The sequence below is a fragment of the Streptomyces sp. enrichment culture genome (genome assembly GCF_964272895.1).
Taxonomy (GTDB): Bacteria; Actinomycetota; Actinomycetes; order Streptomycetales; family Streptomycetaceae; genus Streptomyces.
Map to the genome: position 1 here is coordinate 2,664,698 of NZ_OZ186832.1, position 22,795 is coordinate 2,687,492.

A 22,795-nucleotide genomic window follows, 5' to 3' on the forward strand; every position below is an offset into this window, starting at 1 on the left:
GGCGGGAGCCGTCCAGCGACGCAATATCCCTACGCGCTGGGATGAAGGCGGCCAGGTCCTTTCTGGCACGGGTGCCGGGGGTCCGGCACCCGTCGTCAGTCGCCGGACGTCGGTCGGCGGTCTCGGAGGAGGAGCAGGGCCGCGCCGCCGGTGACGAGGAGGGCGATGGCGGCGCCGCCGATGAGGGGGGTCGTGGCGGAGCCGCCGGTCTTGGCGAGGTTGACGTCGGCGGGGGTGCCGCCGACGGTGGCGGGGCTGGGCTCGGTCATGAGCTGGGTGTGCTCGTCGGCCATGGTGTCCGCCTGGGTGCGGCAGTCGAGGACGCCGGTGAAGCGCTTCTCGAATCCGCCGGGCCCGTTGATCGTGAAGTCGTATGCCTGGTCCTCCTGGAGCGGCACGGTCACCGTGCGCGAGGTGCCGGCCGGGATGCTGTGCTCAAGGCCCATCAGCTCGAAGGTGAACGGCTCGTCGCCGGGGTTGGCGACGGTGATGTCCACACCGCCCTCGGCGCAGTTCTCCCGCGCCGACAGTGCCGGTATCGCGCCGCTCTGCGCCCAGGTCGCGCTCGCCGTGGCCGACACCGTGGACTCGCTCGACCCGGCCAGGATCTGCGTCTGGCTGCGGCTCTCGGCGGCGAAGGCACGTCCGACCGGCACCGTGGTGGACGCCTGCACGGTCACCTCGGCATGCCCGTCCGCCGTGTCCTCCGGGACGTCGAAGAAGAGCCGGCTGCCGTCCCTCGCGACGGTGAGCTCCTTGCCGTCCTTGCCGACGACCCGCACCCCGTCGGCCACCGTGTCCGCGGGCGGGATCAGCGTCGCGCCCTCCGCGTTGGTCCGCACGGTCACCGGACCGAGCAGTCCGCCGGGCCGCCCGGAGACCGCGGGCGGCTCCAGGGTCAGCGAGGCCCGCGGCTCCGGCAGGACACGGGCGCTCTTCTCCAGATAGTCGGCGAGGCGCTCGGCCTGCGGGTCCACGGCCTCCACGTCCGCGCCGTCGGACCAGCGCCAGATGGCCACCTGGGTGCCGGCCGCCGCGTCCTGCTCGGTCAGCCCCGCCCCGGTACCCGCCCTCCGCGCCAGCTCCGCGAGGTTGTTCACCTGCGGATAGGAGTTCTGCAGGATCCAGCGGATCCGGCCGGCGTTCCTGTTGCCGCCCAGCGAGGTCCCGCTCCAGGACGTCTCGTGGTACTTGGCCTCCCGCTGCGTCGGGTTGTACAGGTCGACGCAGTACGTCTGGAGGGTGCCGCCGCCCTCGACGGACATCTCGAACAGGCCCGCGGGGACCTCCTGGTCGCCGTCCTCGCCGTGGATCACCGCCGTGCCGTACGTCTCCAGACCGCCCATGGTGGCGATCGCCCCGCCCTGTCCCCGCGCGGCCGCGTCGACGGCGGCGGCATGGCCCGCGCCGGCCAGCGCGCCCACGGCGAGGAGCCCGGACACCAGCGTCGCGGCGGCCAGGCGCGCCGCGCCCCGCCTGCGCACGCCCGTGACGGTCGGCACGGAGAGCGAAGACATCAGACAAATCCCCTTCTAGCAGGACCAGTTGAGCGACCCGGCGGACCGGACCCGGGTCCCACCAGCAGCAACAGAAGCCCCAAGAGCTATGTCCGGCATCCTAGGGAGGCGACGGACCGCCCTTCCCCGCCATATCGCCGCAGCGATGATCCGAATCGCAATCGTTATCGCCGGAACCGGCCCACGAGCAGGGCTTATCGACAAATCCACCGGTTCCTTCACCGTTCGTTCGCCGATGATCCACACGTCGGCCGGCCGACCGTCCCGCATCACCCTGACGTCACGTCACCGCAGCTGTCTCGCCCTCCAGTTGACGCTCGGAGGACACCGACCCGTCCTCCTCCGTCTCCCCCGCGGACGCCACCGGTGTCTCCCACTCGGGCTCGGACCGCTGCGCCCCGCCGGCGTCCGCCGCCTCCGCCCTGACACCACCCCGCCGGAAGGCCGAGGTGCCCCGCGCCAGATCGTGGCCGATCGCCACGGCGTCGATGTCGGCCGACGTCCAGCTCTGCCCCTCCCGCACGTCCTGGCGCACCTTCAGCCGCCCCTGGACGACCACGGGATCGCCGACGCTCAGCGACGCGGCGGCGTTGACGGCGAGCTGGCGGTTGGCCCACACGGTGAAGAAGTTGGTGTGCCCGTCCGTCCACACCCCTTTCTCCCGGTCCAGGTAGCGCGCGGTCACCGCCAGCCGGAACCGCGCCGACGGCCCCGCCGCCAGCTCCCGGTACACCGGTTGCGTCGCCACATTGCCCACCGCGCAGATGATCGTCTCGTTCATCGCTAACCCCTCCCGCGCCCGGCCGTCTCCCGCCGGGCGGACCTCGCGTACGGGCCGGTCCCGTACGCCTGCGACGCCAGACTGCCGCCCGCCACCCCCACCCCACCGCGCCTTGTGGACCGCCCCCACATCTGTGGAAAACCCCACCACCCACCCGAGTGAACCGCCGAGCGCCGGCCGTCACCCACAGGGGCCCGACACCCGTGCGGGGCGAGTCCGTTGCAGTCGCGGAGCAGCTTCCGCCCAGGTGAGAGCCACCACGGCGGCAACACACTCGCCACCCAACCAGCCACCCACCGAGCCACCGACCCCACACACACCCTCGACGCCCGGCCCAGCCACGCCGGCCTCGCCCCCCAGCCTCAGCCCCGGACGCTCCCCAGCCCCCGCCCCAGCCATGCCGGCCCCGCCCCCAGTCCCGGACGCTCCCCGGCCCACGCCCGGCCATGCTGGCCCCGCGCCCAGCCTCAGCCCCGGACGCTTCCCGGCCCCCACCCCCGACCTCAGCCCCGGACGCTCCCCAGCCCCCCCCTCAGCCCACCCCGGCCCCGATGACCCTCCCGTACTGCTCCCGAACCTCCCGGTACCGCAGCAGTTCCGCCGCCACCGGATCCAGCACCCGCGCCCGCCCGCACCCCGCGGCCGCCTCCCGCAACCGGCGTTCGGCCTCCTGCCCGTAGCGCCGTGCGGGCCCCCGGGCGGCGATCCGGCAGCCCCACTCGACCAGCGGACCGCCGACGATGCCGAGCACCATGAGCAGCACCGGCACCCCCAGGTTCGGCGCCATGACGCCCACGATCTGGCCCACCAGCCAGAGCCCGCCGACGACCTGGAGGAGCGTCATCGCGGCCTGGGCCAGCACGGCCACCGGCCACCAGCCGGGCCGCGGCGGCCGCCCCGGCGGCAGTCCGGCACGGTTCGCGAGCTCGTCCAGCGCCTCGGGCAGCCCGTGCGCACCACGCGCCGCCGCCTCGCGGACCGCCTGCGCCCACGGCGCGGGCAGCCCGGCCGCCGCCCGGTCGGCCACGAGCCGCACCGCCTGCTCCACCCGCTGGCGCGCGGTGGCCTCCTCGTCGGCCTGGGAGCGCAGCGGCAGCCGCCCGGTCGGGGGTTCGCGCCGGTCGTGGTACCAGCGCCACAGCCGCAGCCACGGCGTCCCGCACGCCCGGTTGGCGTTGCGCAGCCACGCCCGTTCGGCGGCCTCGCCCGCCGCGGCGGCGCCCACGGCGTCCGCGAGCCGGGCGGCGAACTCGTCGCGCGCCTCCTCGCTGAGCCCGGCCCGCCGCCCGGTGGCGTACACCGGCCGCAGGTCGGCCGCCGCCGCGTCCAGGTCGGCGGCGATACGCCGGGCAGCCGCCCCGCGCTCGGCGACGAACCGGCCGAGGGACTCCCGCAGTTCACCGAGCCCGTCCCCGGTGAGGGCGGACAGGGCGAGCACATGGGCGCCCGGTTCGCCGTACTCGCCGAGTGCGACCCCGTCCTCGTCCAGCAGCCGGCGCAGATCGTCCAGGACCTGCTCGGCGGCCTCGCCGGGCAGCCGGTCGATCTGGTTGAGGACGACGAACATGACCTCCGCGTGTCCGGCCAGGGGTCGCAGATAGCGCTCGTGGAGGACCGCGTCGGCGTACTTCTCGGGGTCCACGACCCAGATGATCGCGTCCACCAGGGCCAGCACGCGGTCCGCCTGCTCCCGGTGCTCCACGGCCGCCGAGTCGAGATCGGGCAGGTCGACCAGCACCAGACCGCGCAGCTGGTCCTCCCCCTCCGGACCCTGCACCGGCCGCCGCCGCAGCCGGCCGGGAATACCGAGCCGGTCGATGAGGGGTGCCGCGCCGTCGCTCCAGCTGCACGCGATGGGCGACGAGGTGGTGGGCCTGCGGACTCCGGTCTCCGAGATGGTGACCCCGGCGAGCGCGTTGAACAGCTGCGACTTACCGCTGCCGGTCGCGCCCGCGATGGCGACGACCGTGTGCTGCCCGGAGAGCCTGCGCCGCGCGGCCGCCTCGTCCAGCACCCGGCCCGCCTCGGCGAGCGTGCGGCTGTCGAGCCGGGTGCGGGAGAGTCCGACCAGCTCGCGCAGCGCGTCCAGCCGCGAGCGCAGCGCCCCGTCGTACGCGAGCGGAGCGGCGTCCTGCGGTACGGACACCCGGCTCTCCGCCACGGCCTGTTCCCCCTCGTTCACCCGCCGCGCGATCAGCCCGTCGTCCCACACGATCCCCGCCCCCTCTCCACGCTCACCGCGCCGCCCGTCCCCGCCGTCGCCCCGCCGGGCCTCCCCCCGCACGCGTGCACCGTCCGCACGGCGCCCCGCCCCCTCGTCGCCACGACGAGACACCCCCTCGACCTCACGCCGCGCACCCCCGGACGCACCCTGCCCCGCATCCCCCGACCGCCCTTGCTCGCCACGCCCCGCATCCCCTGGCTCCGCCAGCTCGGTACGCCGCGCAACCCCTGACTCCCCCTGCTCGATACGCCGCGCACTCCCTGTCTCCCCCTGCTCAGTACGCCGGGACAGCTCCGCCGCCCCCACGCGCGCGGACCCCGTGTCCGCCACCGCGCGAGCTCGCCCGGCGCTCGTACGCGGGGAGGCTCCCTCCGTGCCGACGCGCACGGAGCCGGTGTCCGCCACCGCACGGGCCCGCCCGCCGTCCGTACGCGGGGAGGCACCGTCCGCGGGCACGCGCGCGTGCCGCTCCTCGCCGGGCTCCTCGTCCCGCTCCTCCCGCGCGGTGGTCTCCTGCGTGGCGGTCTCCTGCACGGCAGCCTCCTCGGAGACGCTCGGCTCACTTCCCGAGGACACGCTCTGCCCGGCCTCCGCAGACGCGCTCCCCTCGGCCTCCGAAGGAGTCACCGCACCCTCCGCCTCCGCGCTTCCCTCGGACTGCGTGGCATCAACCGCCGTATCCCCGTTGGACACGTGATCCCTGCGACCACTGTCATCGATGCGATCAGCGTGATCGGTGTGATCGCTGTGGTCCTGATCGGCGAGAGCGGTCACCGGTCACCTCTCCTTCTGCAGTACGGACAGCGCGGCGATCAGCTCGGCCTGCGGCTCGGGGTGGACGTCGAGGGCGTCGAGAGGGGCGAGGCGCCGCTCGCGTTCGACGTGGAGCACGCGATCGACGTACTCGGCGAGGAGGCGCCCCGCGCGGTCGCGCAGCCGCAGCGCCCCGTGGGCGCCGAGCCGCTCGGCGAGCCCTTCGCCCGCGGACCGTGCCCGGCGCCCGCCGAGCAGCGCGGTGGCGACCAGCGCGGCGAGCAGTTCGGGGTCGGGGGCCTGGCCGCGTTCCAGGTCGCGGACCTCCTCCTCGGCGTACTCCTCCAGTTCGCGCCGCCAGCGTCGTACGGCCATCCCGATGCGGTGCTCGGCGCTGGTCGGCTCGGGGTCGCGGGCGCGCAGCTCGGGGGCGTCGGCGGCGGGTTCGCGCCGCCAGGCGTCGTCGATGCGCTCGTCGGCGGCGGTGACGGCGCACAGCAGCAGGGCGCCGAGGCTGTCCACGAGGGCGTCGAGGAGTTCCCCGGCGGTGCAGTCGAGGGGGAAGGCCCGCCACCGCTTCAGCGCGCCCCCGGCGAGGACGGCCCCCGACTGGAGCCGTCCGCGCACGCGCGTGTGTTCGCTGTCGTAGGCCGCGTCGACGGCGGCGGTGAGCCGCAGGGCGGCCGCGTACTGCGCGGCGGCGGCACCGGCCAGCTCGGGCATGCGGGACTTGAGCGAGTCGAGGACGCCGTACGCGGTACGGGCCATGGAGTGCTGCCGGGCGCCGGGGTCCTGGGCCTGGTGGACGAGCCAGGCGCGCAGCTGGGCCACGGCGGTGGCGGGCAGCAGTCCGCCGCCCCAGGCCGACTCGGGCAGCTCGGGCACGGTGAAGCGGGGCACGTCGCCGAGGCCGGCCTTGGTGAGCAGGGCGCCGTACTGGCGGGAGACCTCGGAGACGACCTGGTGGGGCACCCGGTCGAGGACGGTGACCAGGGTGGCGTCGTACTCCTTGGCGGTGCGCAGCAGGTGCCAGGGCACGGCGTCGGCGTACCGGGCGGCCGTGGTCACCATGATCCAGATGTCGGCGGCGCAGATCAGCTCGGCGGCCAGGATCCGGTTGTCGGCGACGAGGGAGTCGATGTCGGGTGCGTCCAGGAGGGCGAGGCCGCGCGGGAGGGTGTCGGCGGTCTCGATGCGCAGCACGCGCGCGGGGTGCCGGCCGGGCAGCAGCAGATCGTCCGTCGGCTCCTGCTCGGGCACCCATACGCGCGTGAGGTCGGGCAGCACGCGCATGCCGCTGAACCAGTGATGGTCCTCCGGATGGCAGACCAGCACCGGCGTCCGGGTCGTCGGCCGCAGCACTCCCGCCTCGCTGACCCTGCGGCCCACGAGCGAGTTGACCAGGGTCGACTTGCCGGCCCCGGTGGATCCGCCCACGACGGCGAGCAGCGGTGCTTCGGGGTCTCTCAGTCTGGGCACCAGGTAGTCGTCGAGCTGCGCGAGCAGCTCGTCGCGATTGGCACGCGCGCGTGGGGCCCCCGCCAGGGGCAGCGGGAAGCGTGCGGCGGCGACACGGTCGCGCAGGGCGGAGAGTGCGTCGAGCAGTTGAGGCCGTACGTCCAAGGTCACCACATGCGAAGAATGCCCAATTTTAGGGGAATTCTGAAGCATATAGACATCTCTGCGCGCCGACCGGACACAAGGGGCGGAAGGGGCGACCGGGACACCGGCCGAGGTCAGGCATAACGAGTGCACAACACCCGTGGTTCCAGACGTCAAAAGCGCTGCACGATTCGTAACTGCCTGCGATTATCAGGACCGCTTCACCGAACCTCCACATCGAGCCACGGAGGCGAGGCGACAGGGACATGGATCAGGGAGCCCTATCCTTGTCCCCGGCGACGTCAGGGACCCGCCCACACCCGGGCACCATGACGACAGGCCACCACACCGGCCCCCGTAGCTCAGTGGATAGAGCAGGCGCCTTCTAAGCGCTTGGCCGCAGGTTCGAGTCCTGCCGGGGGCGCAAGCTTCCGCCCTCCCCTTGGGAGGGCATTTTTGCTGGTCAGACCGGGTGAAGCTCGACACACGTCAGCCCCGGGTCCCCTCTCGACGATCAAGAGCAGACTCCGGGGCTGTCCGGCTGTCACCGGGTTTTCGCGGGTGGCCGTGTCGAATACGTGTCGAAGTTCTCAGCCGAGGCCAGGTGCCTCCGGCAGGTCGCCCGCAGCCTCCAGCCGCCGCTTCAGATCCGGCAGCTGCCCGTCGATGCAGCGGGCGTACGTGGCCAGAAGCACGGCCACGCTGTTCCCGGCCCACTCCGCCACCTGGGCGGGCGGAATCCCATCGTTGAGCCACTTCGTCAGGCGCGTGTTCCGGTTGTCGTAGACGCGCCGGCCGGTAGGCGACTCGGCGACGTGCGGGGGAAGCACGGCCTTACGGGCACTGCGCCACGCCCGACGGATGACGGAACCAGCGAGGAAGCCGCCACCCTCCCCCTGGAACAGCAGGTCACCCGGCTGGAGCTGTTCGTCCTCGATGTGCTGCCTCAGGATGCGAGTGAGAGCCGGATGCCCCGGCACGGTCCGCGTCTCCCCCTCCGCACGCCCCTTCAGGTCGCGTCGTTCGTGGATCTCCCCGGTGTCGGTCCACTGCTTCCCGATCTCCGGGGTTGCCGTGTGGATCAGCAGCTCGCACCACTGGTCGTCGGCGTCGGGCGCGGGCAGGGCCACGTCCTCCACCCGCATGGCCACGGCTTCCTCGGGCCGGGGACCGCAGTAGCACAGGGTGGCGAAAAAGGCGTGAAGTCGCTTACCGCCACGCGGCCGGCTCCGTATCCAGCCGAGCATCGCAGCCGCCTGCTCGGGATTCAGCAACGATCGCTTGTCGACAGCGTTCGAGGTCTTCACGGCAGCCGTCGACTCCTTGCCCTTGAGCAGAGGGTTGGCCCGCAGGATGCGCCGCCGGACGGCGTACTTCATGGCGACGTTGAGAATCCGGCGATTGCGCTTCCGCGACCAGGCCGCCGCCTGCTTGCCGTCCAGCCGGGTATCGATGGCGCGGAGAACGTCGTCAACCTTCTCGGGGTCCTCCCAGGCCGAGACGGGCAAGGAGTTCCGCTCGACCCACCGCAGGATGGCCACCACGTCCCGCGGCGCGTCCGGGCGTCGGTTGGTGTTGAACGCCCATTCGCGCAAAGCGGTGCGCACGGCCGCCGGTTCGAACTGGGTCGGCTTGGCCTTCAGCAGGGCGACGGTGGTCGCGGTCAGGGTCTTGGCCATGTTCTTACGGCTGTTGCCACCGAGCTGGGCCCACGGGCGTCCACATACTCGACCGCGAACTTGTACCAGCTCATGGCCGCCGCCTTGGAGCGGTGGGACACCGGAAGCCCCGTGGCGACGACGAAGGCCTCGCCCTTGCCCGTCGCCCTGATGAGTTCGGAGCGGAAGCCTTCCGCGAGCGCGACCGTGTCGAAGGGCTCACGCCAGCGCTTCCCCGCGACGACCCACCGCACGGTGCACGTGTTCTTCCGCGCACCCTTGTAGGTGAGGATCTTGTAGACCTTGACGTCGTACGTCGTCTCCATCAGGCGGCGTCCTCACGGTCGTCGAGCCAGTGTTCGAGGTCGCTCCGCCGGACCCGAAGGTCGCCGTTCGGGAGCTTGATGCAACGCGGAGCACGACGCTTGGCCCGCCAGTCGTAGAAGGTCGATCGAGAGATGGCCAGTTCCTCGCAGACCTCCGCGAGGGTGAGCATGCTGCGTGACCGGACGGCCGTGGTCATTCCTTGCTCCCTTCACTCAGGAGGGCTTCGCGGGCGGTCTCGCGGTTCGTCTGGAGGCCGCGGGCGATGGTCGCGGCAAGGGCAGCCTCACCCGGCGTGTGGCCGTGGCCGGCGTACTGCCAGTCCGTCAGGACGAGGACCGTGTCCGGCTCGGCGTCGTCCAGGCCGAGGGCATCGCGCTCCTGGGCGGCCCGATAGTCGGCGCGTTCCTGGCGGAGAGCGCCGAGGGTGGTGGGGTACGTACGCGACTTGGACGAGAAGTGCCCGCGGAAGCCGAGCATGTGGGCCCAGGCCCAGAGGCGGCGGTCCGGGTAGAGGCTGTCCAGGTCGCGGCGTGGCTGACACCCGACGAGGTCAGCGAGCGCATGGCCGAGGTGTTCGCCATCAGGCTCCTGGACGCGTTGGACGGCAACGGCCCCCATGTACGGAGCCACGACGGCAAGCACCTCATCCCAGCGGGATAAGACTTTCCCTACTTCATCAAGGCCCGCGCACGGCGCGGGCGCGCGCCGCCTCTGCGGCGCGGCCTGCCTCCTGTCTTCGCCCCGGCTGGCCGCGCCCGGCGGCGCGCTCGGCGGCTGCGGGCAGGGCGATGGGGAGAAACCCTATGTGGCTGGGGCGGTCGGCTCCACGGCTTTAGGCAGCCACTTTGGGGCGAGCCTCGAAGATCATGGCCCCAACGTCGTGCTTTACCGGGCAGGTCCACAGACTGCCCGACGCGCCGGAAGCTTACGGGGCCATGATCACTCGCCCCAAAGCAGCTCCCGCCCAAAGCCGCTCCACCGACCTTTCGGAAAGGGCCCCTCCAGCTCTCGCTAGGCGGCTAGTCTTCGCGCATGCCTTGGGACGAGCGATACTCATTCCGCGACTGCCCGTGGTGCGGTCTCACAAACACACGGCTGGCCACCATCAACATCGATCAGGAAGTTATTAATAAATGGGGCGAGCCGAAGTACTGGGCGACGCTCGGATGCCCAGCATGCGGAAATGCCGTCCTGGTGCGTCATGGCGCCCCCAACAGCGACGACACCAAAGCGTACGAGGTAGTACCGACCTCCTCCCACGCCAAAACAGACATCAACCACCTGCCAGATGATGTCGCGCGCTACTACAACGATGCCCTACTCGTGCTGCGTGTTGGCGTGCCAGACGCTGCTGCCGTTCAGCTCAGGCGGACACTGGAAGCCGCGTCAGCTCACTATGAGATCAAAGAAAAAATCCTCATGAAGAGCATCGAGAAGCTGATCGAGGACGGCCACGTCACGCAGTCTTTTGGGCCCCTCCTGCATCACATCAGATCCATCGGCAATGTGGGCGCCCATGCAAGCGATGAACGAGTGGATCACGACACGGCAGAGCGAGCGCTCCGCTTCACTACGCAACTTCTGCGGAACCTTTTCGAGGTGCCGGGCGAACTCGAAGAACTAGCTGAAAACGGCACGGCAGGGGGCAAGTAGACGCGACTCGACGAAGGCATAAGCATGTGCCCCTTTGTGCTTTCTGATGTCGCGCGAACCTTCATCCGTGTCGGCCATCAGCGACTTTCGGTGGTCGCGTCAGAAGAAGCTCTTGCGTTTGTCGCGTCGCTCGTCTTCTCAGCACAGAGCGGTGGCCGGGTTTGTAGCTGGCAAGCGCCGCAATCGATATCCGCTGCGGGGCCGGGCGCGGACCCGTACGTCCGGGGCATGGCTGCGCTGGACCAGGTCTTGGCTCGCGGCGGTGTTGTGGAGAATCCGGCCTAATCCGCGAAGACAAGCCAGACTCCACGAGCCGCACGCGAGTCTTGCGCCCAGAACCACACCTCCTTGACCCGCCGGCCACCTCTCGTCATCCCGCTCGCGAGCGCGTCGGACCGGGATTAGCCGGACCAGCCGTTGCACTCCAGAAGCCCAGCGGTGGTCTTCTTGACCATGTGCGGCCGCCCCCTTGGCCAGATTCGCTTCTAGCTGCCTGAACCACTCTTCACTGAGACCGGAGTGCTTGCCGACCACCCTGCCCTCTACGTCTGTCGCTATCGCTGCAGGGGCGGATGCCGACCCGCACTCCCTCACGCGGCGAACCGCTCCGCAGCCTGGAGCCGAAATCTTTCACTGAACTGCTGGCGCGCAGCGGGAAGTTCGCCCTCCTACATAGACCGCGATAGCCGTTACGACATCACGAGTTCGGCACTCAAGGAAGCAAAGGCCCCACTCGTGCAACCACGACGACCCCCAACATATGAACTATCGCCCAGTACGCGACGCGAATTCGACGAGCTTCTGGCTGACAGCCGCTACAGCCTCAGACATTTCAAGTTCTCGAAGCTGGGGTCGCGAAATACCCAACTTGGCAAACTCTGCGAGGTCGAGCAGGTACATGCTATTTCGGAGCTCCACGCAACCAATTTCTTGCAGAAAGTCCAGCGCAGTGCGTGCTCTCCGGTTCTCGCCAATAATAAGGTTGTCCACGAATGGCTGAAAGAGGGCCGCCTCCCCCTTCTTCGCGTCTTTGAACCGCAGGACGATACGCCGCAGTTCCAGGTATAGGGCTGACGCCTCACGGGCATTTGAGTGCAGCTTGGTGGGGTTCAGCCTTTTCTGATATTGCGTCCACGGATAAGACAGCTCACTACAGAGCACGTGAAGGCGTGCGGATTCGACCCGAATCTTCACGTTCTCACTTATGAGGTTCGCGACGTTCAAGAGGACCGGCGTTTCTGAGTCGTTTCCCCTACCGAACACCTGGATTTCTTTGGCCATGACGAGCAAGTCATGACAGGAAATGTAGACGTTTGGCCCGAACTTGAACGAGTTTCCTTCACCTCCGAGCATCACCTCCGGCACTTCGTAAATCTCCGCGTGGCTCAACTCCCGCGGAAACATTAAGGTCAGATTTCCCTCGTGTGAAGCAAAGCCCAGCGGTGCCATGGTAAGAGACATCTCATCTTGCCGCTTTGACGATACAGCGTAGTACGCGATCAGCCTGCTGCCACTCCTGCCTGCAGTAAAGTGCAGCGTGTCTCCTGCGCCGCACATTGATTTGAAGGATTCGTACAGGGCCCCGAAGAGCTCTGAGTGGCAAGTGCTCACATGTCTCCCCGTAACCCGTGTGAGAGCATGCGTGAAATACGCAAGCATCGGCGAATGCTTCCACTCGGAAGAGAGCAGCCGACTCCGGATTGACGCCCCAGAGTCACCCGCGGTCGTGACGCTTGCTAGCGATCGCGCCGTGACGTAATCACGAAAGATTACATTGAACCACTCGGAACCACGCAAGAACGGATGGTTCACCATCTGTGCAGCAACGGCCACTTCATAAGGTTCCCGCAGATGCTCGGGCAGGTGGGCTGGCAACTCTACCGATGTCGGAATGTTTTCCACATAATCAAGGAGGCGGGTGCACTGCTCCTCGGGGGAATATAGAGCAGGCGACAAACGGAGATTCCCGAAAGACTTAAATTCGGTAGTTTCAACAAACTGAGCTACGAATTTATCCTGTTCTCGAATCAGGAGATGATCAATAACTTGCGCAACTAGATGCCAATGTGCTGTACCCCCTGCCGCATCTGAAGACGAAAAATTTCGATGCAGTGTTGTAAAGTTGTCCACCGCCAAGAATTCCGCAGCAACATCCAAGACCGGTGCATACCCGAGGAAATCTCGAACGGAAGCATTCTCCCAAATGTCGGGCGTTCCGTTGGAAATAACGGAAGCCAGAAGCGAAAACAAGGTGTCCCGAGCTTTTTGATAGGGGGCAAGATAGCGGCGGTGTACGGCCTCTTTGCCCGAGGCTGCGTACACCTCGACCATGCGAGAATCCAGATATGTTTCGGCTTGGGTGCGCCCGAAGGGAAGAATTTCAAAATGGGAGTATTGAAGATTGCGCTCCTTGAATAGATCAGTCAAGGATCGCGCACTTTCAGCCCGAGATAGCATGATCATGGCGGGCTTACCTGACATATCTGATGCAGTCTCGGCGACATCTCGAAGAAACGCCTGGAAGTTCGCCTGACCAGATCTGATCTCCGCCTCGTCAAGGGCATCAATGATCAGTGTTGCTCGTCCGCGCTTCATCTCTTCGACGTAGTTTCCAGCTTTTCCTGGACTCATTGATTTCCACAATGCTCCTTCGAGTGCATTGCTACCTACATGGAGGGTTGAAAGGTCGACAATGGGGGCCTTCAGCGCGTGGCTCAGATAGCGTGCTGCTGTTGTTTTACCCACGGCGGCTGGTGCTGTAATTAGGATGAGTGAAGGAGTCACCGGGTCGCTGGCGTGCGTAATGCGCATCTCCGGAATGACATAGTTTTCCTTTGGTGTGTGTTCCTCGCGCACCCCCTTTGAGTCAGAAATTAGGCCGACCCAAGACTCTTGCACGCCGCAGAGCTTGACCAAATTACTAAGAAGCACGCCTTCTCCCCACCCGCAGGTCACGTGAACTTACATGCATAACATGGCAAGCGGCCCCCTGTCCTCGGATTCGTTCTTTTGTCTACCTACTAGCTATGATCGTGGCGACGTGTGGCCAAAACTGCCCCCGGTGCGGCAGGACTGTGCCGGGAACCCCTGGTAACTGCGCGTACGGGTCACGGGTGCGGCGCAGGCACTAATGCCACTCAACTGCAGGTCGGCGCAGCAACTGCCACCCGAAGGCCCAAGCCTTTAGCTGGGAAGATCGTGCCATCACGGGGGCGCCAGCGCGGCGAGACCGGTGGGAGTGCAGCACATGGCGAACGGGGGAGTCGCCCGGAATCTCGGACCCGGCAACTCCCCCGTTGAAGTGGATCGTGTGTACGCCGTCAGCCGTCGCCGCACGCAACGAGCTTTCAGGGCCGATGCGCGGTTCACTCACCGCCAGGAGGAGACCGCGGCTGGTCGCCACGCGGAGCACGTCAGCGAGAGCCCCGGTCAGTTCCGTCGCCAGCCGGCGCAGGTCTTCCGGGCCCGTGTCCTGGTCGTCGAGGGTCTCCGAGGCATGTTCCAGCAGTTCTGCCGCTGTTCCGAGCTGTACCGCCTCGATGTTGTCCGCCAGGCAGGACATGAAGCCGCCCCTGTCGTCGGTGCTCAGGTAGCAGGGTTTGCCCTCCGGTCCCGACCATGGGAGGAGGCGTAGGTCATTCGGTGGCGTCATGGTTGTGTCTGCCTCTCGTCCGTCACGCGGTGGGTGGTGAAGACCGCATCGACCCGGTCTCCTGGGAACACCAGAAGTGCGGCCTCCACCACTCGCCCGGTGGAGTCGGTCGCCACACGGGTGATCGCGAGGACTGGTGCGGTTGAATGGGTACGGAGGGTCGATACTTCGTCCGGTGTTGGTGGGCGGGCGCATGCCGTCTCCTGGACAGCCGCCGGCGGCGGGCCAAGAAAGGCGAATCTCCTGGCTGCTTCCCGGTGCGATGACTCGTCGTCGAGTACTCCGGCGGGTGCCAGGTCGCGCGGGGTGTAGACGCGGGCCAGGCCGTGCGGGGAGTCTCCCGCGTAGGTGATGCAGCGGAGTTCGGCGAGAGGGCTGCCCGTGGGCACCTTCAGTAGCGTCGTCAGGTGCCCGTGTGCCTGAACCGTGCTGCTGTGGACGGTGACACGTAGAGCCGCTTCAGCGGCCGTCCACGGGTCTAGCGTCCCCCAACCGCCGACATCTTGCGGAGTGGGCGGCGAGCGAAGTTGCCCTTGCCGTGGATCTTCTCGACGAGGCCCTCTCCCTGGAGGACTGCGAGGGCGCGCCGCAGGGTCACTGTGCTGACCTTGTAGCGGTCAGCGAGGGCTGTCTCGGACGGGAGGCGTTCGCCGGGCTTGATGTGGCCGTTCGTGATCTGGTGCCGGAGGTCGTTGGCGATGTCGTCATGGCGAGGAGGCACAGGCCGTCACCGCCTTCTCAGCATGCGCACGGCGTGGAGCCTCGTTCTCGTGTGTATGGTCAGCAGCTCGCCCGATTCGAAGAGGAGTTGCTTGGCCCCCTGAGGGAGCTGGAAGAGATCCCTCACCCGGTGGGCCCTGCCGCCGAGTTGGATGATGTCGCCGCGCTGGACGGTGGCCGCCGTGACCTCGATGTTGGTGGCCAGCGCGCTGTGAGGGGCCCGTTCGATCACCGCTGCACCTCCCTGGGCGTGGGGCAGTCGGACGCTGAGTGGCATTGGCAGTCGCACGCCTCGTAGACCACCGGGAGGTCGGTCGGCGCCGCTGCAGGGGTGGACTCTGAGCAGGCGGGGTGTGTGCCGATCCGGCATGCCGTCGATCTGTAGGGCGCTGTCGAGGCTGCCGCGATGTAGGGCTGTCGGCGGTGAGGCATCAATGTGCTCCCGCAAGGCTCGACCAGGCTTCAGCCGGTAAGTGAGGCGCGACGACCACAGAGCGCACATGCGCGCGCTTCTCACAGGCCAGCATGTACGGGCGGACGAGCGCGACCTCCTCATCTGGGAGCGAGTGCCAGTGACTCCCGCTCACGGGAGCCAGTCCCACGACGGCCGGCACTCCGTCAGCGGTCGGCGGCCCAGAAGGCGTTAAGGAGCGGCGATGCCTACCCCTCGGGAAGTACCGCGCCCTGGTGAGCGAGGCGGCACGGCGGATACGGTTGAGCATGCTGCTCAGCTCCTATCGCTGATGGCTCGGTCCCCCGACATCGCCCGTCGTGGGGGCCGCTTTGTTGACGGCCGCCCAGAGGGTGCGGCCGTTCAGGCTGTTGGCCAGGAGGCCGAAGCGGTCGGCGTCGGCCACCGCCTCCAGGACCTCCCGCCATAACTCGGCGGAAGGTGACTCCGGCAGCTCCACCTCGACCGTCGTGTAGCGGTCGTACTCCTCCAGTCGTGCCGAAAGTCCAACGGCGGACAGCCGGGCAGCGATGGCCGCCGCGCTAACTCCCGAAGCGGGCACAGGGCAGCCTCCGTCAACCGTTGATCACTTTCAGTGAAGCTAGTTAACTAGATTAGAGCTAGTGGACTAGATTTTCCATATGCCTGAGCAGCCGCCCTATCTCCGCATCGCCGACGAACTCCGGCGGCGGATCGCGGAGCACGTATGGGAGCCCGGGGATCGCCTGCCGTCCCGTGCTCAGATCGGTCAGGAGTGCGGGGTGGGCGAGAACGTCGTCCGCCGGGCGCAGGAACTGCTGATCTCGCAGGGCGTGTTGGAGGGGCGTGCCGGGTCGGGCACGTACGTTGCCGAGCCCCGGCGGCGAGTGCGCATGGTGCGGTCGTCTGCGCGCGAGCATCCCGACGGTTCACCGTTCCGTGCGGACATGAAGGCCTTGGGCAAGCAGGGGGACTGGGAGAGCCGGACCGACGCCAAGGTCCCGGCGCCAGCCGACATTGCTGCTCGGCTCGGCATCGCCGAGGGCGACCTGTGCGTCCGCACGACTTACGAGTTCCTCGCCGATGGCAGGCCTCTGCAGCTCTCCACGAGTTGGGAGCCGTACGACCTCACCGCCGGCACACTCGTCGTCCTCCCGGAAGGCGGGCCGCACGCCGGTGTCGGGGTCGTGAACCGTATGGCCGCCATCGGCATCACGGTCAGCCATGCCGTCGAACAGCCTGAACCCCGCCACGCGACCGCCGAGGAGGCCTCACTCCTTGGCATCCAGAAGTCCGCGCTCGTCACGCACATCCGGCGGACGTACTACAGCGACGAAGGGCGTCCGGTCGAGACGGCGGACATCGTCGTGGCCGCCGCTCAGTGCGAGATCGTCTACGAGATCTCGATCAACCGCTAGTTCAGCCTCAAACAAACGTGCCCATTAGGGTCCCTAGGCATGACGCCTTCCCCTGAGCACGTCGACAGCAGAGAAGACCTGGCAGCCTTCGTCCGTTCCCTGTGTCGCAGTCACGCCGAGAACGAAAGCTCATGGGAGAACGCGGACCTTCCGGGCTTCATGGAGGCTCTGGCCGCCTGGATCGACGACGCAGACGGCTGGTACCGCAACACCGCACGGGAGTTGCCGCCAGACGGCGACTGGGCGTTCTTCGCCCGCGCCCTGCAAGCAGCCACCGTGTACGAGTAGCCCGGCCCGTGTCGAATGCGTGTCGAAGCCCAGTCGAGCAGGCATGCGACACCAGTAAAAACGGCAGGTCAGCGCCCACACAGCGCCCCAACCACCTAGTTCCTTCTAAGCGCTTGGCCGCAGGTTCGAGTCCTGCCGGGGGCGCGCACACTCCTTGACCTGCTCAGACGCCCCGTCCGCTCGCCGCGGCCGGGGCTTTTTCGATCACGCGGGCTCGGGGGCTGCTCCTACGGGTGGTCGCCGGGGTTCCGGCGTGGGCGGTGAGCCGCCCCGGTGGGCCTCCCGTGTTCAGAACGAGTGATCTGTACGTTTCTTCCGTGACTCGGTCACACGCCCGGCGTTGAACGGAGAGTGCGGCGGCGAGTCCCGCTGCCGTGCCCATCGAGTCAAGAAGGAGAACGTGATGTCTCGCATCGCGAAGGCGACCGGGGTCGCGCTCGGCACGGGAGCCATGGTCCTCGGCGGGGCCGGCCTGGCCATGGCGGACGCGGGCGCCGCGGGCAAGGCCGTGGGGTCGCCCGGCGTGCTCTCGGGCAACCTCGTCCAGGTCCCCGTCCACGTGCCGGTCAACGTGTGCGGCAACACGGTCACGGTCATCGGCCTGCTCAACCCCGCCTTCGGCAACCAGTGCGCCAACGTCGACGGCGACAGCCGCAACGGCGGTGGCAACGGCGGCGGCTACGGCAACTGACCGTACGGACCACAGTCAAGAGCCCCGGCACTCCGAGCGCCGGGGCTCTCCCCTTTGCGGCCCGCCCCTCCGCGAGGCCCGAGCCTGTCCGGCCCCCCCCGGCGAGGCCGGACCCTGTTCCAGCCCCCGCGAGGCCGGCCCCTGCCCCACCCCACCCCGGCAAGGCCCGCCCCACCCCGGCAAGGTTCGCCCCTCACGCGTACCGGTAGATCGCCCCCACGTCCTCCAGCTGATCCGGCGTCATGTCCCACGGCGGCAGCTTCTCGTGCCGGGCGACGATGCGTCCGCGCTGCCGGTCGCCGGGAGCCGGTGGCCGGGCCGGCAGATAGCGGTGGACGCGGTGCCGTCGCTGCCAGCGCTGCCAGCACAGGTCGATGAAGGCGTGGTGCAGCCAGAACACCGGGTCGTTGACGGACGCGCCACCGACCATCACCCCGCCGACCCAGCGGTGCACCCGGTTGTGGTTGCGCCACGAGGCACTGCCGCTCCCGCTGCCCCAGCCCTCCAGCCGGTTGCGGAACCCCCGGCCGGAGGTGGAGTCCCAGGGCGAGACGTCGTAGACCGGGTCGCTCAGCGCCCACTCCAGCTCGCTCCGGGTGGGCAGCGCGATCGGGTCGCGGGCGCGGCCCAGGTCGCGGGTGAGGAACTCCGCGTCCGTGACGCCCTCCCTGAGCGTCCAGTTGCCCGTGCGGTACGCGAACGGGCCGGTCGTCACCTGCCGGTCCCAGCTGCGGCCGTTGCCGCCGAGGAGGTCGGCGGTCCACGGCACGGACCTGGCCGTGCGGTCGCGCGTCCAGTCCCAGTACGGCAGCGACACCGACGGGTCGACGCGGCGCAGCGACTTCTCCAGCTCGATGAGAAACTTGCGGTGCCAGGGCAGGAAGGACGGCGCCATATGGGCCGTACGCAGTCCGCCCTCGCCGTCGGAGACGTAGTACTCGATGTGCATCCGCACGAACTCGTCGTACTCGCCGCGCCGTTTGATCTCCAGCATCGCGTTGACGAACCGGCGCCGCTCGGCGCTCGTCAGAGTGCTGACGTCCTTACGGACGTACGCCATGGTGGTCCCCCTCGTGGGTGTGGGCGAAGTGGCGGGCCACCTCGCGCAGCCGCTGGGCGGGGCCGAGTTCGTCCACGGCGGCGCGGGCGGCCTCCAGCGGGGTGGCGTAGGAGGCGTAGTGGTCGACCATGGTCAGCCAGGTGCCGTCGGCGCGGCGCATCAGGTGGAGCTTGCGGCCGTCGATGGTGATGTGCCACTCGCCGTCGCCGAAGGTGCGGCCGGGCAGGCTCTTGATGCCGCGGATGTGGTGCCCGCGGTAGATCTCGTCGAACGCCTCCTCGCCGGGCCGGCCGTCGACCGGCTCGTCGGGGCGCAGGGGCCGGGAGGCGGCGACGACCGGGGCGAGCGCCAGGGCACCCGCCGAGGCGAGCAGTCCGCGCATCACCTCCCGGCGGGTCCCGCTCGCGGGCGCCGGTCCGGACGGCCCTGTGGGTCTGGTGGGTCCGTGCTCCGCCCCGACCGCCATTCCGCCGACACCAACGACCATCGCGCTCTCCTCCTCCGGCTGGGTTGCTCAGTCCGTACCGGTAACCGCCCGCCACCCCTCGCGGTCACCGTCGGTACGTCCATATGAGGAACGGCCCGGCGAAAACCGCGGGGCCCGGACGGTGCGATCCGTCCGGGCCCCGCGTGTCCCATGCATCGACCGGCCCGCGGTCCTCCGGCCCTGCCGGCCTCGCCCCCGTCGTGGCAGGGGCCTTGCGCCTCGTCCGGCAGGGGTTCTGCGCCCCGTCCGGCAGGAGTTCCGCCCTCGCCGTCACCCGTCGGAGGCGGTCCCGCGGCCGGCTGGTCCCGCGCGGTCCTACAGCCCCCCGCCGAGGCCCAGGTCGGCGCCGGGGACGGTCTGCAGGACCGGGGCGAGGACGCCCGCCTGCGGGAGCTTGGGGTGGGGCAGGCCGAAGCCGTCGGGGCTGGGCGGGGTGAGCGGCGCGTCCAGGGTCAGGCCGGGGGCCAGAGTGCGCAGGTCGGACGCGGGGGTGCCGAGGGCGACATGGTCGAAGCCGTCGCCGAGGACGTGCGGCAGCGGCGCGCGCAGGTCGGCGCCGGGCAGGCCGCCGCTGACCGGCAGCTGCGGGAGGGCGCGGTCGGGGAGCAGCCGGCCCTCGACGTACCGCGGGCCCCCGGGGTCGCCCGGCATCGGCACCGGCAGTTCGCCGCCGATCTCGGGCAGTTCCATGCCCAGGGCCTGCTCGGCCCCCTCCAGCGGCACGGGGACGGGAACCGTGCCGGCCGCGGCGGCGGGGGTCGCGGTGGCGGCCCCCACGGCGGCCGCGACGCCGGTGAGGACGGCGGCGATGGTTCCTCGGGTGGTCGACTTCATCTCAGGTACGGTCCTTTGCAGGTCGGTGGGCTGGGCGTCCGTACCTCGGTAACGAGCCCGGACGCGCCGACAGCGCGCCAATTCCCCCGGCTGCCGCAGTAGTACGAGTGGTCAGCTTGTCCAGAAGTCCCACCAACGCGTCAGCACCAGCATGCCGATCACCCCCAGGTGCAGCACCGGCAGCACCCAGGTGAACTCGTCGAGGAAGCCTCTCGCCCAGCCGGGCGCGGGCAGCAGGCCGTGGCGGACGGTGAACGAGGCGACGTACCAGAACATGACGATCGTCGCGATCCACGCCAGACAGCACCACAGGCACAGCGCGTTGATCGTGTAGAGCGACTCGTACTGCAGCCAGGAGACGAAGCCGACGCCGAAGAGGCAGCCGGCGAGGAGCGTCAGCCAGTACCAGCGGGCGAAGGCGGCGCCGGCCAGCAGGCTCATGCCGACGCACACGACGACGGCGTAGGCGACCAGGCCCAGCATCGGGTTGGGGAACCCGAACGCCTCGGCCTGGTCGCTCTCCATGACGCTGCCGCAGGACACCACCGGGTTCAGGCTGCACCCCGGTGTGAAGTCGGGGTCCTCCAGCAGCTTGAACTTGTCGAGGGTGATGACCCAGGAGGCGAGCACCCCGGCCGCCCCCGTGATCACCAGCAGCAGGGCGAGGGCGCGGCCGCTGCCGACGGCGCCCTCGGCCCGCCGCCCCGCGGTGCCGGTCACGCCGGTCAGGCGCGCAGGGCGCGGGCGGGCAGGACGACGTGCGCGGCCGCGGTGAGGGTCTCCTCGGCGCCCGCGAACGCGGCCAGTGCCTCGGGCTCGACCGGCTTGCCGGGCTCGGCCTCGGGCCAGGGGCGGGTGGTGAACACCAGGTAGGCGTAGCCGCGTTCGCCGACGGCGGTGAGCCACTCCGGCGGCGCGGGGCACTGGGCGTTCAGCGGCGGCATGGTGAGGACGGCCTGGCCGGCCTCGACGAGCAGGCTGACCGGAAGGCTGGGCTTGGTGCTGCCGTCGACCAGTTCGCCGCCGACGGGCAGTCCGTTGACCTCCAGCATCCGGCCGACGGCGGCGCTGGTCGCCTCGGGGCCGTCGGGGCCGTCGCCCAGGGAGTAGGCGAGCAGATAGGGCATGTCGCTGCCGTCGGGGGCCTCGCCGCTCCAGGTCATCACGACGAGGGTGCCGAGGTCGGCCGGGCGGAAGGGTGCGGTGGGGGTTGTGGTCACCGCGCGACCTTATCGGCGGGGCCGAGCGCCCCCGGGCGCGTTCTCACCCGCCCGGGGGACGCTTTCCGCGGGCTCCACACGAACGAGGGACGGGCGTCGAACACCAACGCCGAGAGCCGATCCCGGACCGGGAATCGGCTCTTTGGAGAGGCTGCGGGGAATGGCCCGCACAGGCCACGGGAAAGGGGCGTCAGCTCTGCAGCGGAAGGCCGCCGAGCAGACCGCCGGACGAGTTCAGGGCGGTGGTCGCGCCCTTGACCGTGTTCAGCACGGAGTCCTTGTTCTCGGTGTTCAGAGCGTCCGACTGGTTCTGCAGCGGCATCACGTCGGACGCCTTGAGGTTGCCGCTGGTGAGGTGGTTCACGGCACCGTTGGCGCTGGTGAGGGTGTTCACGGCGCCGGTGAGGCTGGTGGGCGTGAGGTCGGCGGGGGCGGCGGCGAACGCGGGGGCGGCGGCACCGGCGAGGGCCAGGGAACCTGCGACGACAGCGGCAGCCTTCAGGGACTTCATCGTGTTCCTTTCTTCGGCAACTCATGTCACCGGCGAGAATTCTGACGCCGTGCACAACGACGTGGCGGCGGGCCGGAAACCCCGTGCGCGGAGAAATTTCTGCATCGCCGATCCCTCATACGAAATACGGAACGGCCGTCGCCGCCGGCCCTGGTGGGGGCGGCGGCGACGGCCGTGCGGTGCGGTGTCAGGAGGTGGGCAGCAGTCCGCCCACGGCAGGCGGGGACGCGGGCAGGGAGGGCAGCGCGGGCAGGCCGGCCAGGTTCGGCGCGGGCAGGCCGCCGCTCAGCAGTGTCGCGGCGAGCAGGTTGACCAGGCCGGTGACGACGCCGGTGGCGGCCGCGAGGACCCCGCCGACGTTGCCCGAGGTGGCCTCCTTGAGCAGGGCGTCGACCGCCTTCTGCAGGGCGGCGAGCGCGTCGTCCTTGAGGTCGGCGGCCGGTGCTCTGCCGTCGCTTCTGGTGAGCGCGGGCAGGGCCGGCAGCGCGCTGGTCGGGGCCGAGGCGGCGGGCTGGGTCGTCGTGCCCGGAAGGTTCGCCGTGCTCGGCGTCGCCGGGGTCGCGGGGGTCGCCGGTGCCGCGGCTGTGATCTTGGCGATGGCCTCCTTCACGGCGTCGGCGTGCTCGGTCGCCTCCGCGGCCGGGAGCTGGCCGTTGTCGGCCTGCAGCACGTCCTGCAACAGCTCGGTGACCGGGTCGATGACGCCCCCGAGCCCATCGAGCGACTTGGCCTGGGCGAGGACCGCGTCCGCGCCGGGGACGGGTGCTCGGGACTCCGCCTGGACGCGCTCCTGGGCCGGGCCGCTGTCGGCCGCGGCGGCGGCCGGGCCGGCGACCGCGAGGACGAGGGTGGCGCAGAGGGCGGCGGACGCGAGACGCCGTACGGGCAGACCACGCATGACTGTTCCTTTCGATGGTGCGTCAGACCTTGTGTCCACCGTGCGAGTGACGTTCGCCGTCTGCAACCGAG

The 22,795-nt window shown here is 69.5% G+C and carries 21 protein-coding genes, 1 tRNA gene and 4 pseudogenes; 6 read left to right on the top strand and 20 right to left on the bottom strand.

Annotated elements, in window-relative coordinates; translation table 11 throughout:
* Window positions 1-95: 95 nt before the first annotated feature.
* The 4 genes from ACSU6M_RS12030 to ACSU6M_RS12045 form a co-directional block, all read right to left on the bottom strand.
* Complete coding sequence (locus tag ACSU6M_RS12030) at window positions 96-1,517, bottom strand: Cys-Gln thioester bond-forming surface protein (RefSeq protein ID WP_437069449.1); 1,422 nt, start codon at window positions 1,515-1,517, stop codon at window positions 96-98.
* Window positions 1,518-1,797: 280 nt separating this feature from the next.
* On the bottom strand, window positions 1,798-2,298 hold the full coding sequence (locus tag ACSU6M_RS12035) for a single-stranded DNA-binding protein (protein ID WP_437069451.1): 501 nt from the start codon (window positions 2,296-2,298) through the stop codon (window positions 1,798-1,800).
* 532 nt (window positions 2,299-2,830) lie between these two features.
* Window positions 2,831-4,582: a GTPase gene (locus ACSU6M_RS12040; RefSeq protein ID WP_437069452.1), complete on the bottom strand. Its 1,752-nt coding sequence runs from the start codon at window positions 4,580-4,582 to the stop codon at window positions 2,831-2,833.
* Between the two features lie 717 nt (window positions 4,583-5,299).
* A complete protein-coding gene (locus tag ACSU6M_RS12045; RefSeq protein ID WP_437069454.1) occupies window positions 5,300-6,907 on the bottom strand; it encodes a dynamin family protein in 1,608 nt (535 codons plus the stop codon).
* Between the two features lie 321 nt (window positions 6,908-7,228).
* Here ACSU6M_RS12045 and ACSU6M_RS12050 point away from each other — a divergent pair.
* Window positions 7,229-7,301: transfer RNA gene (locus ACSU6M_RS12050), tRNA-Arg, on the top strand.
* A gap of 166 nt (window positions 7,302-7,467) precedes the next feature.
* On the opposite strand, the gene ACSU6M_RS12055 is transcribed toward ACSU6M_RS12050, so the two are convergent.
* The 4 genes and pseudogenes from ACSU6M_RS12055 to ACSU6M_RS12070 all read right to left on the bottom strand — a co-directional run.
* On the bottom strand, window positions 7,468-8,556 hold the full coding sequence (locus tag ACSU6M_RS12055) for a tyrosine-type recombinase/integrase (protein WP_437069456.1): 1,089 nt from the start codon (window positions 8,554-8,556) through the stop codon (window positions 7,468-7,470).
* Entirely contained in the window at window positions 8,541-8,861 is a 321-nt protein-coding gene (locus ACSU6M_RS12060) for a hypothetical protein (protein WP_437069458.1), read from the bottom strand. Before ACSU6M_RS12060 ends, ACSU6M_RS12055 begins: the two co-directional genes overlap by 16 nt.
* Entirely contained in the window at window positions 8,861-9,058 is a 198-nt protein-coding gene (locus tag ACSU6M_RS12065) for a helix-turn-helix transcriptional regulator (protein WP_437069459.1), read from the bottom strand. The genes ACSU6M_RS12060 and ACSU6M_RS12065 overlap by 1 nt, the downstream gene beginning before the upstream one ends.
* A pseudogene (locus tag ACSU6M_RS12070) lies at window positions 9,055-9,390 on the bottom strand (replication initiator); the annotation flags it as partial. The pseudogene ACSU6M_RS12070 and the gene ACSU6M_RS12065, both read right to left, overlap by 4 nt.
* Here ACSU6M_RS12070 and ACSU6M_RS12075 point away from each other — a divergent pair.
* Window positions 9,391-9,522, top strand: a pseudogene (locus ACSU6M_RS12075) (NUDIX hydrolase); the annotation flags it as partial.
* Window positions 9,523-9,894: 372 nt separating this feature from the next.
* Entirely contained in the window at window positions 9,895-10,515 is a 621-nt protein-coding gene (locus ACSU6M_RS12080; protein WP_437069461.1) for a DUF4145 domain-containing protein, read from the top strand.
* A 765-nt stretch (window positions 10,516-11,280) separates the two neighbouring features.
* Here ACSU6M_RS12080 and ACSU6M_RS12085 read toward each other — a convergent pair.
* The 5 genes and pseudogenes from ACSU6M_RS12085 to ACSU6M_RS12105 all read right to left on the bottom strand — a co-directional run bounded on the left by ACSU6M_RS12085 (window position 11,281) and on the right by ACSU6M_RS12105 (window position 15,900).
* A complete protein-coding gene (locus ACSU6M_RS12085) occupies window positions 11,281-13,446 on the bottom strand; it encodes a hypothetical protein (protein ID WP_437069462.1) in 2,166 nt (721 codons plus the stop codon).
* Between the two features lie 430 nt (window positions 13,447-13,876).
* A pseudogene (locus ACSU6M_RS12090) lies at window positions 13,877-14,167 on the bottom strand (hypothetical protein); the annotation flags it as partial.
* Window positions 14,164-14,888, bottom strand: a pseudogene (locus ACSU6M_RS12095) (GntR family transcriptional regulator). The pseudogenes ACSU6M_RS12090 and ACSU6M_RS12095, both read right to left, overlap by 4 nt.
* 6 nt (window positions 14,889-14,894) lie before the next feature.
* Window positions 14,895-15,119: a hypothetical protein gene (locus tag ACSU6M_RS12100; protein WP_437069464.1), complete on the bottom strand. Its 225-nt coding sequence runs from the start codon at window positions 15,117-15,119 to the stop codon at window positions 14,895-14,897.
* 502 nt (window positions 15,120-15,621) lie between these two features.
* Window positions 15,622-15,900 (bottom strand): hypothetical protein, encoded by a 279-nt coding sequence (locus ACSU6M_RS12105; RefSeq protein WP_437069466.1) that lies wholly within the window; start codon window positions 15,898-15,900, stop codon window positions 15,622-15,624.
* Between the two features lie 79 nt (window positions 15,901-15,979).
* Here ACSU6M_RS12105 and ACSU6M_RS12110 point away from each other — a divergent pair, with 79 nt between their 5' ends.
* The 3 genes from ACSU6M_RS12110 to ACSU6M_RS12120 all read left to right on the top strand — a co-directional run bounded on the left by ACSU6M_RS12110 (window position 15,980) and on the right by ACSU6M_RS12120 (window position 17,714).
* A complete protein-coding gene (locus tag ACSU6M_RS12110) occupies window positions 15,980-16,735 on the top strand; it encodes a GntR family transcriptional regulator (RefSeq protein ID WP_437069467.1) in 756 nt (251 codons plus the stop codon).
* Between the two features lie 39 nt (window positions 16,736-16,774).
* Window positions 16,775-17,023, top strand: coding sequence for a DUF7660 family protein (locus ACSU6M_RS12115; RefSeq protein WP_437069468.1), 249 nt, complete (start codon window positions 16,775-16,777; stop codon window positions 17,021-17,023).
* A 403-nt stretch (window positions 17,024-17,426) separates the two neighbouring features.
* Window positions 17,427-17,714, top strand: coding sequence for a chaplin (locus ACSU6M_RS12120; RefSeq protein ID WP_437069469.1), 288 nt, complete (start codon window positions 17,427-17,429; stop codon window positions 17,712-17,714).
* Window positions 17,715-17,907: 193 nt separating this feature from the next.
* Here the strand turns inward: ACSU6M_RS12120 and ACSU6M_RS12125 are convergent, their stop codons facing one another.
* From ACSU6M_RS12125 to ACSU6M_RS12155, 7 genes are all read right to left on the bottom strand, one after another.
* Window positions 17,908-18,774: a tyrosinase family protein gene (locus ACSU6M_RS12125; protein WP_437069471.1), complete on the bottom strand. Its 867-nt coding sequence runs from the start codon at window positions 18,772-18,774 to the stop codon at window positions 17,908-17,910.
* Window positions 18,758-19,156 (bottom strand): tyrosinase family oxidase copper chaperone, encoded by a 399-nt coding sequence (locus tag ACSU6M_RS12130; RefSeq protein WP_437069472.1) that lies wholly within the window; start codon window positions 19,154-19,156, stop codon window positions 18,758-18,760. Before ACSU6M_RS12130 ends, ACSU6M_RS12125 begins: the two co-directional genes overlap by 17 nt.
* A gap of 420 nt (window positions 19,157-19,576) precedes the next feature.
* Window positions 19,577-20,095 carry a hypothetical protein gene (locus ACSU6M_RS12135; RefSeq protein ID WP_437069473.1) on the bottom strand — a complete coding sequence of 173 codons (519 nt, stop codon included), beginning with the start codon at window positions 20,093-20,095 and terminating at the stop codon, window positions 19,577-19,579.
* A gap of 111 nt (window positions 20,096-20,206) precedes the next feature.
* Window positions 20,207-20,815, bottom strand: coding sequence for a vitamin K epoxide reductase family protein (locus ACSU6M_RS12140; protein ID WP_437069475.1), 609 nt, complete (start codon window positions 20,813-20,815; stop codon window positions 20,207-20,209).
* A gap of 5 nt (window positions 20,816-20,820) precedes the next feature.
* A complete protein-coding gene (locus ACSU6M_RS12145; RefSeq protein WP_437075108.1) occupies window positions 20,821-21,258 on the bottom strand; it encodes a DUF5949 family protein in 438 nt (145 codons plus the stop codon).
* Window positions 21,259-21,505: 247 nt separating this feature from the next.
* Window positions 21,506-21,826, bottom strand: coding sequence for a hypothetical protein (locus ACSU6M_RS12150; RefSeq protein ID WP_437069476.1), 321 nt, complete (start codon window positions 21,824-21,826; stop codon window positions 21,506-21,508).
* 187 nt (window positions 21,827-22,013) lie between these two features.
* Window positions 22,014-22,724: a hypothetical protein gene (locus tag ACSU6M_RS12155; protein ID WP_437069478.1), complete on the bottom strand. Its 711-nt coding sequence runs from the start codon at window positions 22,722-22,724 to the stop codon at window positions 22,014-22,016.
* Between the last annotated feature and the right edge of the window lie 71 nt (window positions 22,725-22,795).